Annotated in this window: 12 protein-coding genes; 3 read left to right on the top strand and 9 right to left on the bottom strand. The window is 71.4% G+C overall.

All coding sequences use genetic code 11. The features are described from left to right. Positions 1-384: 384 nt before the first annotated feature. The 5 genes from ACIBVQ_RS15090 to ACIBVQ_RS15070 form a co-directional block, all read right to left on the bottom strand. Positions 385-543, bottom strand: a complete 159-nt coding sequence (locus ACIBVQ_RS15090) for a DUF6355 family natural product biosynthesis protein (protein ID WP_399177932.1) — start codon at positions 541-543, stop codon at positions 385-387. Positions 544-666: 123 nt separating this feature from the next. Further along, the gene (locus tag ACIBVQ_RS15085) at positions 667-1,089 is read right to left on the bottom strand and encodes a hypothetical protein (RefSeq protein ID WP_352013731.1); all 423 of its coding nucleotides are present in this window, start codon (positions 1,087-1,089) and stop codon (positions 667-669) included. A gap of 153 nt (positions 1,090-1,242) precedes the next feature. Beyond that, entirely contained in the window at positions 1,243-1,665 is a 423-nt protein-coding gene (locus ACIBVQ_RS15080) for a DUF6113 family protein (RefSeq protein WP_352013732.1), read from the bottom strand. Between the two features lie 5 nt (positions 1,666-1,670). Beyond that, on the bottom strand, positions 1,671-2,576 hold the full coding sequence (gene mshB / locus ACIBVQ_RS15075; protein ID WP_352013733.1) for an N-acetyl-1-D-myo-inositol-2-amino-2-deoxy-alpha-D-glucopyranoside deacetylase: 906 nt from the start codon (positions 2,574-2,576) through the stop codon (positions 1,671-1,673). Beyond that, on the bottom strand, positions 2,533-3,945 hold the full coding sequence (locus ACIBVQ_RS15070; RefSeq protein ID WP_399177929.1) for a hypothetical protein: 1,413 nt from the start codon (positions 3,943-3,945) through the stop codon (positions 2,533-2,535). The genes mshB and ACIBVQ_RS15070 overlap by 44 nt, the downstream gene beginning before the upstream one ends. A gap of 84 nt (positions 3,946-4,029) precedes the next feature. Here ACIBVQ_RS15070 and ACIBVQ_RS15065 point away from each other — a divergent pair, with 84 nt between their 5' ends. Next, positions 4,030-6,090, top strand: a complete 2,061-nt coding sequence (locus tag ACIBVQ_RS15065) for a prolyl oligopeptidase family serine peptidase (protein ID WP_399177927.1) — start codon at positions 4,030-4,032, stop codon at positions 6,088-6,090. Between the two features lie 62 nt (positions 6,091-6,152). On the opposite strand, the gene ACIBVQ_RS15060 is transcribed toward ACIBVQ_RS15065, so the two are convergent. Genes ACIBVQ_RS15060 through ACIBVQ_RS15050 form a run of 3 tightly spaced genes read right to left on the bottom strand, consistent with a single transcriptional unit; the run spans position 6,153 to position 10,264 of the window. Then, a complete protein-coding gene (locus ACIBVQ_RS15060; RefSeq protein WP_399177925.1) occupies positions 6,153-6,629 on the bottom strand; it encodes a hypothetical protein in 477 nt (158 codons plus the stop codon). 45 nt (positions 6,630-6,674) lie between these two features. Next, entirely contained in the window at positions 6,675-8,516 is a 1,842-nt protein-coding gene (locus ACIBVQ_RS15055; RefSeq protein WP_399177923.1) for an ABC transporter ATP-binding protein, read from the bottom strand. Beyond that, complete coding sequence (locus ACIBVQ_RS15050; protein ID WP_362776552.1) at positions 8,513-10,264, bottom strand: ABC transporter ATP-binding protein; 1,752 nt, start codon at positions 10,262-10,264, stop codon at positions 8,513-8,515. Before ACIBVQ_RS15050 ends, ACIBVQ_RS15055 begins: the two co-directional genes overlap by 4 nt. Before the next feature lie 114 nt (positions 10,265-10,378). On the opposite strand from ACIBVQ_RS15050, the gene ACIBVQ_RS15045 reads away from it, so the two are divergent. Both ACIBVQ_RS15045 and ACIBVQ_RS15040 read left to right on the top strand, forming a co-directional pair. Further along, positions 10,379-10,612: an RNA polymerase subunit sigma-70 gene (locus ACIBVQ_RS15045; protein ID WP_352013739.1), complete on the top strand. Its 234-nt coding sequence runs from the start codon at positions 10,379-10,381 to the stop codon at positions 10,610-10,612. 2 nt (positions 10,613-10,614) lie between these two features. Further along, on the top strand, positions 10,615-11,199 hold the full coding sequence (locus ACIBVQ_RS15040) for a Clp protease N-terminal domain-containing protein (protein WP_352013740.1): 585 nt from the start codon (positions 10,615-10,617) through the stop codon (positions 11,197-11,199). A 36-nt stretch (positions 11,200-11,235) separates the two neighbouring features. On the opposite strand, the gene ACIBVQ_RS15035 is transcribed toward ACIBVQ_RS15040, so the two are convergent. Beyond that, entirely contained in the window at positions 11,236-12,528 is a 1,293-nt protein-coding gene (locus tag ACIBVQ_RS15035; RefSeq protein WP_362776557.1) for a phospholipid carrier-dependent glycosyltransferase, read from the bottom strand. Positions 12,529-12,615 lie beyond the last annotated feature (87 nt).

Raw genomic sequence — 12,615 nt, 5'->3', positions numbered from 1 at the left:
ATGATCCCTATATGAGGTGATTTATTCCCATTAAGGTGACTTAAGCCGAAACCGCCAGGGCGATTTACGGGTCCAGTTCCCGTCTTCCAGGTTCGCGAGGCGCTCGGGCACGCACGGGACCCCAGGCCGGAGGGGCCGGACCGCGCACGCGGCCCGGCCCCTCCACTGTGGATCACCACAGTGTTTCCGCTCCGTCACGGAGAACCGCGGAGTCCGGTCCCACGCCGTTCATCGACGAACGAATCAATGCCGACGGAGATGTTCACCGAATCATCCGCGACCGATCACACCCCAGAGGACCGGACGTGGAACAACCCGGCGACCGTCTCCCCGGAAAACGGCGTCGTCCCGATGTTCCTCGGTCTCCACCGCCACGGAGTCGGTTCAGCGGGGACCCTTCGCCCAGGCGTACTCGATGTCGTACGGCATGCCGGGCAGGGTCATCCCGGGCTTGACGCACCGGTCGTATCCGGGCCGGTCGAAGGTCCGCCCGACACGGATGAGAACCCGGTCGAAGGAGCCACAGTGGTGGTAGCAGGCCACGGCACCCCTTCGTGTTCTGGCTGGAATTTCGTCAAAACTATCCGCCGGACGGACTCCGGCTCCACCGTGACCCCTGCCAAATGACGAAGGTTTGCCGCCAACCTCTTCCGCCGTCACAAAATCCTAAAACCGCGTCCTGAACCACCACGGTGATTTACGGATGTAGTTTCCGTCCTCCAGGTTCGCGAGGCGTTCGAAGACGTTCCACGAGGAGGGGTCGCCGCAGACGAGCACCGAGACGACCACCGCCACGACGTACAGCGGAAGCATCGGCAGTCCCGCGCAGAACATGTACTGCGAGGCGTGCCTGCCCTCGTGCCTGACCAGGGACTCGGTCAGACTCCCCTCCTGCGACCTGGTCAGCACCACGTTGCCGACGGTGAACGCCCCGGCGACGGGGAACGGGATGCGGTAGCCGTAGGCGAGGATCAGCCCGTCCGGCCCCGCCCTCCTCCTGGCGCCGCCCAGCCGTACCAGCAACAGTCCGAGCGGGGTGGACAGGTTGAGGTAGTTGAGCGTGCGCCGTACGCGATGCAACCGCCGCATACCAGGATTGTGCGCCGCCGTGCCGCGGGGAGCCAACGGCTCTCCGGTACGGGAGATGACCGGATCGTCTGCCTCGTGACCGTTCGCGAGTCCGAGGTTACGCCTGGCGGCTGCGACGCGGTGGCGCGATCGTCACCGCCAACGTGGACATCCTCAGTGGCGGGTCAGCAGCCAGGAGCCGCCGTGTGAGGTCGGGGTGATCAGGACGGCCACCAGGGCGGCGATCATGCCCCCGTAGAGGTAGACGTAGCCCGACAGGTCGGCGGCGATGATCACGTCGCCCTCCTGTCTGCCGGAGAGCCACATCATCGTCATCACCAGCCAGCCGCTCGCGGCGGCCAGGGCCGCCAGCTTGCCGCGCATCATCCGCCCGGCCCCGTAGCAGACGGCGAACAGCGCCAGGACGCAGCCGAAGGAGGAGATCGGGACCGTGGTCGGCCTGAGGTACCACGAATGCTGGAAGGCGCCCAGAAGGCCCATGAGAAGGCCGAGAACGAAGAGGACGGCGTACGCCGCCACGGCGACCGCCCTGCCCGAGGACCGCTCGGCCGTGGGGACCTGCTCCATCACAACCATGGAGGCTAGTCGATCCCGGCGAAGAGATCGTCCTCCGGCTTGTACGGCTCGCCGAGGCCGCCGACCTCGACCGGTGCCGCCGGAGCGCCGGAGCCGGGGAGGCCGGAGCGCAGGATGTAGTGCTCGACCGCCAGCACCTCCTGGCCGACGTCGTTCGACAGGGCGTACCACGGGGCCTCGACGCTGATCTGGGTGGCGTGCGCCCGCATCGCCGCGAACTTGGCCTCGATGTGCGCGCGGGCGTCGATCTCGGTGGTGACGTCCTCGTCGGCGCAGCCGTACGGCAGGTCCTCGACCCGCTCGGGGAGGAAGCGCGTCCCGGCCTCGACCAGCGCCTGGGCGGTCCTGCGCATCGTGGACCTGGCCACCGCGGTGACGTAGAACTTGGCGATCCGCCACGGCTCGCCCTCGCCGAACGCCGGGTCCGCGGCCAGTTCGAAGGCCCGTACCGAGACGCGGTGCGCCTGGATGTGGTCGGGGTGGCCGTAGAAGCCGTTCTCGTCGTAGGTGACGAGGACCTGGGGACGCGTCTCGCGGATGACCTTGACCAGTTCTCCGGCCGCCTCGTCCAGGTCGGCCCGCCAGAAGGCGGCGGGGTGGTCGTTCGAGGCCACGCCCATCATGCCGGAGTCGCGCCAGCGCCCCGGGCCGCCGAGGAAGCGGTGGTCGGTGACGCCGAGGGCCGCGCAGGCGGCGGCCAGCTCGCCGATCCGGTGCCCGCCGAGGGCGTCGTCGCGGTCGGACGTCAGGTGGGCCAGGCCGGGCGGGATGACCTCGCCCTCGTCGCCCAGGGTGCAGGTCACCAGGGTCACCCCGGCCCCCTCGGCGGCGTACTTCGCCATGGTGGCGCCGGTGCCGATCGTCTCGTCATCGGGATGGGCGTGCACGAGCAGCAGACGGCGGTCGTTCATGGTTCGAGGGTAGCCGCCGGGTGTAGAGCGTGACACGGACCGCACCGGATATCCGGGTGGGCCCGGCCTTGGTGAAGCCCCGCTTCAGGGCGGCCAGCCGGGGGTCGCTCTGCCACTCGGTCCCCGGGAGCCGCCGGGAGACCAGCCACACCCGCTCCGCGCCGGGGTCGAAGGGCACCAGCTTCCCGTACGGCCCGCCGTACACGGAGACGAACAGCCAGAAGCGTTCCGGCGCGTAGAGCACGGCGTCGCCGGGGCGTTCGGCGGCGCCGAGCTCGGCCGCCAGGGTGCGCAGGTCGTCGGGGCGGTTGGCGGGGCCCCTGACGGTCAGCTGGGCGCTCATGGACAGCGCCGCGAGGGCGGCCAGGGCCGCCAGGCCGATCGGCGCCCGCCCGGAGAACGGCCGGGGCAGCCCCGCCAGACCGGCCCCGGCCAGCAGCGCCAGGGCGGGCAGGACGAACATGACGTAGCGCGGGTTGTAGACCGGGTACACCTGGGAGATCGCGTAGGACAGCGCGACCGGGACGAGGGCCCACGGCAGGGCGACCTCCGTGAGCGACGCCCTGCCGTACCAGACGCCGAGCAGGGCGAGCAGCCCCAGGAGGGCGAGGAACAGCGGCGGGGTGCCCGAGTCCTGCCAGGAGACGGGTCCTCCGGAGATCTCCACACCGAACTGCGCCAGGGCCGCCAGGTCGGGCGTCTTCAGCCAGAAGAGCTGTTCGTCCCGCTGCCCGGAGGCCATGAGGACCAGGGGAACCAGCAGCACCGCCGCCCCGGCGAGCGCCGCGAGCCAGGGCAGGATCTCCCGTCGCCCGCGGCGGAGCACGACGAGGGCGTGCGCGGGCAGCAGGAGCAGCGCGTAGAGGTGGAACCAGCCGAGCAGGGCGATCAGCAGGCCGTAACCGGCGTGGCGGGAGCGCCGTTCGCCGAGCAGGACCAGGGTCGAGGCCACCGCGACCGCGCTGACCAGGGCGTAGCTGCGTGCCTCCTGGCCGTAGCGGCTGACCATGGGGATGAGCGCGTAGGCCAGGCCCGCGTAGGTCCCGGTCCAGGAGCCGGGGGCGGAGAGCCTGCGGCCCAGGGCCGTGATCCCGGCCGCCGCCCCGGCGACCGCGAGCGCGGAGGGCAGCCTGACCGCGACCTCCCCGCCGAGGGCGGCGAAGGGGCGTAGCAGCAGGTAGTACAGCGCGTGGACGGTGTCGATGTGGGAGAGCAGCTCGCGCAGCTCGTCGAAGGACATCCTGGCCGCCAGGACGCTGACCGACTCGTCACGCCAGAACGAGGGGACGCCGATCCCCCACATCACGAACGCGAAGGCCAGAACGGCGGGCGTCCCGGGGGAGCGAGCGATTCGCGCGGTAAGCGTCACTCGCCCAAGTTTCTCCCATGATCACATTCATTTGGACCATCCTGGGAGATCCCTTCCCGGGACCGTACTGGCAAGATGACTGGTATGAGTGAGAGTTTTCCTCGGCTGCACGCAAGGACCCGCCGCTTCACCCTCGGCGTTCCCCGTGCGTTCACGGTCGCGCCCGACGGTGCGCGGATTGTCTTCCTGCGGACCAAGGGCGGCTGTGACCCGGTCACCTGTCTGTGGGAGTTCGACGTGGCCAGCGGCACGGAACGGCTGATCGCCGATCCCCGGGTCATCGCCGCCGACGAGGAGAACCTCCCGCCGGAGGAACGGGCACGCCGCGAGCGCGCCAGGGAGTCGGCGGGCGGCATCGTCGCCTACAGCACCGACGCCGCGGTGACCACGGCCGCCTTCGCCCTCTCCGGCGGCCTGTACGTCGTGGACCTGCGGACCAGGAGCGTGCGCCACCTGCGCACCCCGGGCCCGGTCATCGACCCCCGGCTCTCCCCGACCGGTGTGCACGTCGGATACGTGACCGGTGGCGCCTTCCACGTCCAGGACCTTGAGGACGAGGTCGACCACGCGCTCGCCCGCCCCGAGGCGCCCGAGGTGACCTACGGCCTGGCCGAGTTCATCGCCGCCGAGGAGATGGACCGGATGCGCGGCTACTGGTGGTCTCCGTCCGGCGAGGCCGTACTGGTCGAGCGGGCCGACGACTCACCGGTCGAGAAGTGGCACATCGCCGACCCGGCCAACCCCGCCAGGCCCGCGACCGAGCAGCGCTACCCCGCGGCGGGAACCCCCAACGCCAAGGTCGAGCTGTTCGTGCTGTCCCTGGCCGGGGGCCGCGTCCCGGTGCCCTTCACCGACGAGTACCTCGTCAACGCCGCCTGGGACGACCACGGCCTGTCCATCGTCACCATGACGCGTGACCAGCGGACCATGCGCCTGTTCGACGTCGACCCCGAGACCGGCACCTCCTCCCTCGTCCGCGAGGACACCGACGCCGCCTGGGTCGACGTCGTCACCGGCGTCCCCGGCCACCTGTCGGACGGCTCCCTCGTCTGGGTGACGAACCTCGACGGGGGCCGCCGCCTGGTCGTCGGCGACCAGCCCGTCACCCCGGCCTCCCTCCAGGTCCGCGACGTCGCGGGCGTCAGCGGCGACACGGTGCTGTTCCGCGCCAGCGGCGAGCCGTCCGAGATCGCGCTGTGGGCCTACAAGGACGGGCGGATCACCCTGGTCAGCCCGCAGGACAGCGGCGTCTACAGCGGCCAGGCCGCGGGCGGGACCCTCGTGGTCACCGGCCAGACCCTCGACGGAGAGGGACCGGTCACCCGCGTCTCCCACCACGGCCGCCACGTCGGGCACATCACCTCCCACGCCGAACGCCACGGCCTCGACCTGCGGGTCTCCCTGATCCGTACGGGCGAGCGCGAGCTGTCGACCGCCGTGATCTTCCCGTCAGGGCACGTGCCCGGCTCGGCGAGGCTCCCGGTCCTCATGGACCCGTACGGCGGCCCGCACGCCCAGCGTGTCCTGTCCGCCTCGGGCGCCTACCTGACCAGCCAGTGGTTCGCCGACCAGGGCTTCGCGGTCGTGGTCGCCGACGGCCGGGGCACCCCGGGACGCGGCCCCGAGTTCGAGCGGGAGATCCTGCACGACCTGGCGACCCCGGTCCTCGACGACCAGGTGGACGCCCTGCACGGCGCGGCGGAGCGCTTCCCCGACGACCTGGACCTGTCCAGGGTCGGCATCAGGGGCTGGTCGTTCGGCGGCTACCTCGCGGCGCTGGCCGTGCTGCGGCGGCCCGACGTCTTCCACGCCGCCATCGCCGGAGCCCCGGTGACCGACTGGCGGCTCTACGACACCTGCTACACCGAGCGCTATCTCGGCCAGCCCGCCGAGGGGCACTACGACGCCTCGTCGCTGTTCGCGGACGCCGAGAAGCTCGAACGCCCGCTCCTGCTGATCCACGGCCTGGCCGACGACAACGTGGTGGCCGCGCACACGCTGCGCCTGTCGTCCGCGCTGCTGGCCGCCGGGCGCCCGCACAACGTGCTGCCGCTGTCCGGCGTCACCCACATGACGCCGCAGGAGGTCGTGGCCGAGAACCTCCTGCTGCTGCAGGTGGACTTCCTCAACAAGGCCCTGTCCTGACGAGGAGCGGCCGCCGTACCCTCCCCGGGGTACGGCGGCCGCTTCCGTTCAGTCCTGGGGCGTCACTTGAAACGCTGCCACTTGCCCGCCGACCGCTTGATGCCGTTGCGGCCGTGGCCGGTAGCGGGGCCCGTGTTGGAGCCGGGGCCCGCACCCGCGCTGCGGCCCCCGGGGGCGGCGTCGTCGGCACTGGCCTCGGGGTCGTAGGTGTCCCCGCCCTGCGGGCCGGTGGCGCCCCCGTTCTTGCCACCGCCCCTGCCTCCGACCTTGCCGCCGCTGTGGCCGCCGGTCATCGAGCGGACGTCCTGGCCTGCGTCCTCGGCGGCCCTGTTCCGCTTGGCGGGCCGCCCGGTCTTCGTCGGGCTGGGCGAGGGGCTCGCCACGGGGGCCGGGTCCGCGGTGACGGTGTGACCGACGGCGGGCACGGCGGCCTCGGCCGGCCCCCCACAGATCATGAAGGCGGGGACAAGAAGGGCGGCTCCCGCCAGGAGCCTGCCCAGCGTCGAGCTCGTGACGGATGCGATCGATTCAGGTGACACGGGGGCACCCCTTTCCTGCGACTTTTCGCACTCGACTGACCACTGTCAGTGACGATCACTGTAGTCGCGCGGAGCCGTTTCCCCCGGAAGGTGCACCCGGAGGTTCCCCTCCTTTCCCCACCGGACAGGACGGTTTTCCTTCACTCCGCCGTTGGCGTGCCAGCTGCTCCACAGGGCGGCGTAGGAGCCACCCGCGGCGACCAGCTCGTCGTGGGAGCCGAGTTCGCTGATCCGCCCGTCCTCGACCACCGCGACCCGGTCGGCGTCGTGCGCCGTGTAGAGGCGGTGGGCGATGGCGATCACCGTACGGCCGTCGAGCACCGCGGCCAGCGAACGCTCAAGGGAACGGGCCGCCCTGGGGTCGATCAGCGAGGTCGCCTCGTCCAGGACGAGGGTGTGCGGGTCGGCCAGGACCAGCCGGGCCAGGGCGAGCTGCTGGGCCTGGGCGGGCGGGACCGGCTCACCGCCGGAACCGACCATCGTGTCCAGCCCGTCGGGCAGACCGGCGGCCCACTCCCAGGCGTCCACCGCCTCAAGCGCCGCCCTGACCTGGTCCGCGTCGGCGTCCGGACGGGCGATCAGCACGTTCTCCCGCAGCGTGCCCCGGAACACGTGGTGTTCCTGGGTCACCAGCGCGACGTGGCCGCGCAGGTCGTCGAGCGGGAGCTCGACCAGCGGGGCGCCGCCGACCGTGACCGAGCCGGTCCGCGGCCCGTGGACGCCCGCGAGCAGGCGGCCGAGCGTCGACTTGCCCGCCCCGGAGGGACCGACCATGGCCAGCCGCTCCCCCGGCCTGACCACCAGGTCGACGCCGTGCAGCACGTCGTGCCCCTCGCGGTAGGCGTAGCGGACGTCCTCGGCCCGCAACTCCTCCCCCTCGGGAGCCTCGGAACCGGCCTCCCGGTCGTCGGGCACCTCGGCGACGCCGAGCAGCCGGGCCATGGAGGCGCCGCCCACCTGGAGTTCGTCCACCCACGACATCAGCCGGTCGAGCGGGTCGGCAAGCTGCTGCACGTACAGCGTGGCCGCCGTCACCTGGGCGATCGTGACCCAGCCCTGGATGTAGAAGACACCCCCGGCCAGCAGCGTCGTCACGATCGGGAGCACGTAACCGAACTCGACGGCCGGGAACCACACCATGCGCAGCCCGAGGGTGTAGCGTTCGGCCGCCCACGACCTGGCGATGTCGACGTCCGTACGGCGCCGCCTGCGCTCCTGGAGTCCCAGGGCCTCGACGGTACGGGCGCCGCCGACCGTCTCGGCCAGCCCCTCGGTCATGTCCGCGTAGGCGGCGTTCTCCCGCAGGTAGCCGTCCCGCGCCCGCCTGAGGTACCACCGCGTCGAGATCCACAGCAGCGGTACGACCAGCAGCGCGGGCAGCACGAGCAACGGCCCGGTCAGTATCAGCGCCCCCGCGGTGATCACGAAGGCCACCAGGGCGATCACCGTCTCCGGTACGGCGTGCCGCACGCTGCGGGAGAGGGTGTCCACGTCCCGTGAGGTGCGGGTGATCAGGTCGCCGGACCCCGCGCGCTCGACCGTGGACAGCGGCAGGGCGAGGACCCGGCCGACGAACTCCTCGCGCAGCTCGGCGAGGACCTTCTCCCCGAGCCGTGAGGAGACGTAGACCGCGAACCTGACGAGCACCCCCTGCGCGGCGAGGAAGCCCGCGATGGCCAGCGCGACCACGGTGACGTCGATCCCCGTGCCGTTCTTGATGCCGTGGACGAGGTCGCCGAGCATCCACGGCACGACCAGGCCCGCCGCCGCGGCCAGGCCGTGCAGGCCGAGGGCCGCCGACAGCGTGCCGGGATACTTCAGGGTGAGTCTGCGGGCGTAGGCCCGTACCTGTGCCCGGTCGGCGACCGGGAGGATCTGCCCGCTCACGCGGCCTCCTTTCCTGGGTTCCCGCGTCCGGCGCCGGCGGGTTCCGGGGGCCGCGTGGACTCCTCCTCTCCCCTGGTGACGACGGCGCGGTAGTCCGCGCTGACGGCCAGCAGTTCCCTGTGGGTGCCCTGGGCCCGCGCGACGCCCTCCTCCACGTAGACCACGTGATCGGCGTGGTCGAGCACCAACGGGCTCGTGGTGCAGACGAGGGTGGTTCTGCCCGCCCTGGCCTCCGCCAGCCGTACGGCGATGCGCGCCTCGCTGTGCGCGTCGACCGCGCTGGTCGGCTCGATGAGGATGAGCACCTCGGGGTCGGCGGCCAGCGCCCTGGCCAGCCGCAGCCGCTGCCGCTGGCCGCCGGAGAACTCCCGGCCCGCCTCGGCGACGGCCGCGTCGAGACCACCGGGCAGCGCCTCGACGACGTCCTCGGCGCACGCGGCGCGCAGGGCGCGGTTGATCGTCTCCTCGGAGGCCGTCCCGGTCACGTCCAGCTCGTCCCTGAGCACCCCGGCGAACATCCCGGCCTCGTTGTCGGCGACCAGGATCCGGCGGCGGACCTCGGCGACCGGCAGACTGTCCAGCGGTACGTCGCCGAAGTCCACGTCGCCGTCGGCGTACCGGCCGAGCCGGTCGGCGATCGTCGCGCTCTCCTCGGGGACGGCCGAGACGACGGCTGTGAGGGCACCCGGGCGTACGGCGACGCCGGAGGCGACGTCACGCAGCAGGCCGCCGGGCGAGGTCCCGGTGCCGCCGGTGATCTCGGGCCGCAGGTTGAGGATCCGCACCACCCTGCGGGCGGCCACGTGTCCCTTGGTCAGCTTGTCCGCGGTCTCGGTGAGCGTGCGCAGCGGGGAGATCAGGAAGGCGGCGTAGCCGTAGAAGGCCACGAGCTGGCCCACGGTGATCTCCCCGCTGAGCGCGAACCTGGCGCCGAGCCAGGTCACGCCCGCGATCAGCAGGCCGGGCAGCAGGACCTGGGCTCCCTCAAGGGTCGCCTCGATCGCGGCGACCCGCACGCCCGCCCGCCGTACCTTCTGGGACTCCTCCGCGTAGCGCTCGGCGAAGATCTGCTCGCCGCCGACGCCACGCAGCACGCGCAGGCCGGCGACGATGTCGGCGGCCCTGGTCGAGAGCTCCCCCTGGAGGTCACGGTGGGCGTGCTGGCGCCGGTGCAGCGGCCTGAGCAGGGGGCCGACCGCGACGGCCATGATCGGAACGCCGACGAGCACGGTCAGTCCGAGCGCGGGCGAGGTGCTGATGAGGATGACGGTGACCGTGACGACGGCGACGACCGCCCCCGTGCCCCGCAGGAGGATGTCCATCGCGTTGCCGATGTGGGCGATGTCGGAGTTGCCGACGCTGACCACCTCGCCGGTCGACACCCGCTTGGGCAGGGTCGCCCCCAGCCTGGTGGCCTGCCTGACGGTGACCTGGACCGTGCGGTAGGCGGCGGACAGCCAGTTGAAGACGGCCATCCGGTGACGAAGGGTGCTCGTCACCGCCTGCGCCACTCCCAGGCCGAACACGACCGCCGTCCAGATGAGCAGGCTCCGCATGTCCTGGTTCCAGATGGCGTCCACGCTGCGACCGATCGCGGCGGGGATCAGGGCCATCGAGGTCCACCACAGGATGGCGTAGCCGATGCCGATGAGCAGGGGACCGGCCTGCGAGCGGGCGGTCCAGAGGAGATATCGGAAGGGACTTCGGGAATCGGGATCGCCGGGATCAGCGGCAGGCAGGGAACGCATAGCCCTACCAGGCTGACAAACCCCACGATCACCCGGCAAACCGTTTTCTGACCGTGAGACGGGCCTCGTCAATCAAGGTTGACATCTCGATGGCGTCAACTTACATTGACATACATGAGCGACACGGCACAGCTGGCCTCGGACGCGGGCAGCCGCGACCCGGCCGTCGGCCTGCGGGCCGTACGGGCGTTGCGGATCCTCGTCGATCGGCTGGAGGCCCTCCAGGTCGAGAACGCCAGACAACAGGGCTGGTCCTGGCAGGAGATCGCCCACTGCCTTGAGGTGACGAGGCAGGCGGTCCACAAGAAGTACGCCGGTGGCCGCGGGCTGCTGAGACGGGAGAGGTAGCGATGTTCGAACGGTTCCACCAGGAGAGCCGCCAGGCGGTCACCCTCGCCCAGGAGAACGCCAGACGACTGCGCCACGACCGCTGCGGCACCGAGCACATCCTGCTCGGCCTGCTCGACCAGCGTTCCTGCATGGTCACCCGGGTGCTGACCGGGCACGGCCTCGACTACGAACGCGCCTACCGGGCCGTCGTACGGCTCACCCCCGTCAGACGCGCCACCGCCCTCGACGCCGAGGCCCTCGAAACGATCGGCATCGACCTGTCGGCCATCAGGGAGAGGGTCGAGGCCGCCTTCGGGCCCGGCTCCCTCGACCGCGACCCCGTCACGACCAGGAACGGGCTCCGCAGCGGACGGCACATCCCCTTCACCCCACAGGCCAAGAAGGCCCTGGAGCTTTCCCTGCGCGAGACGCTGGCGCTCAAGCAGAAGGGCATCCGCGACGGCCACCTGCTGCTCGGCATCCTCCGTGAGGGCAGAGGGCTGGGCTCCCGCGTCATCACCGACGCCGGCATCGACACGGGGGCGCTGCGCCGGGAGATCGTCGCGGAGCTCGGCCAGGATCAGGGCGGCGCCTCCCGGGCATAGGCCGGGCCGGGGACCGGGCCTCTCTCCGGCCCGGTCCTAACCGGCCCGGAAGCGCGCGGAAACCGCAAGGGCCGCGGCGAGGCACGCGAACGGCACGACGGGAAGCACGTAACGGTGATCGAAATCGAGCACGGCGACGGGCAGCACCAGCAGAACCACCGCCGTCCCCCACGGCAGCAGCACATCCTTACGGCGCAGGCCCGCCGCCCCCAGCAGAAGGATCACCCCGAGGAACGGCCCACGCAGGTAGGAGGGGTTCTGAAAGGCCTGCAGGAACCCGGCGTACGGCTGGACCGCCTCGTACTCCCCGGTGACGCCCGGCGCGTATCTCCGCAGGTACGAACGGGCCCAGTCGGGAACGGCCGGCGCCGCCACGCCTCCCCACAGGCTGAGCGGCCCGGACATCCGCATCGGATGGTCCGCCGGGGTCCAGTGGAAGGCCAGCGAGACGTCACCGGCGACGGTCCGCAGATAGTCCAGAGGCTGCGCGAGGACGGCATGGACCGCGAATGACCGGGCGAGCGAGTCGTTCTCCTTCCGGCCTCCCGGCATGCGGTTGAGCGACGCCTCGGGCGCCCAGTAGTAGCCCTCCGCCGCGTCCCGCCACGTCCCGTTGGGACACAGCGGCGCCTCGGCGGGCGGCGGTTTGATCACGTCGCAGTCGGCGAAGGTCATGACACGCGCCCAGAGCGCCGCCCCGTCACCGCCGACCAGTTTGAAGCGTCCGTACTCGGCCTGGTACCAGGCGGCGTACGACAGCAGCGGAAGCGCGCCGGCGAGCGCCGTGACGACCAGCGGGCGCCACCCGACACGGCGTACGGCCAGCCAGCCGAGGGCGACCAGGAAGATCGGCAGCCCGACGGTCCTGGTGAGCGCGGCCCACGCCAGGAACACGCCCGCCGTCGCCCCCGCCCAGAGCGGCGGAGCGGACGACCAGGACAGCAGCACGGTCGCGGCGACCAGCAGGAAGACGAACAACGTGTCGCCGAGCACGGCGTGCTCAAGCCGCAGGAACGAGGTGTCGAACAGCACCGGGACGGCCGCGGCCGCCGCCCCCCAGGCGGGAACACCCTTACGGCGAAGCAGGGCGTAGATCATCACGCCGACGCCCAGTCCCATCGCGTGCTGGACTCCCACGACCACCGGAATGCTGTGAAAGGGCATGAGCAACCGGAGCAGGAAGGGGTAGCCGTTCGGGTTCAGATCCTCCCTGGGCGTCAGCTCGTAGGCGAGCTGAAGGTATGTGTACGTGTCGTACCAGTAGATCCGTCCGGGCCGGAATCCCAGCATCGTCAGCGCCCTGAGCCCCAGGGCGAGGGTCACGACCACCGCGAACAAGCGATGCCGGAAAAGACTCCCGCGAATCCACCTATACCGGGAAAGGCGCTCCTGCCGGGATTCCAATGCCGTGACCAC

Source organism: Streptosporangium sp. NPDC049376, from assembly GCF_044466505.1.
Classification (GTDB): Bacteria; Actinomycetota; Actinomycetes; order Streptosporangiales; family Streptosporangiaceae; genus Streptosporangium.
The sequence above is the reverse complement of the archived record's forward strand: the minus strand, read 5'-3'. Positions and strand labels throughout refer to the sequence as shown.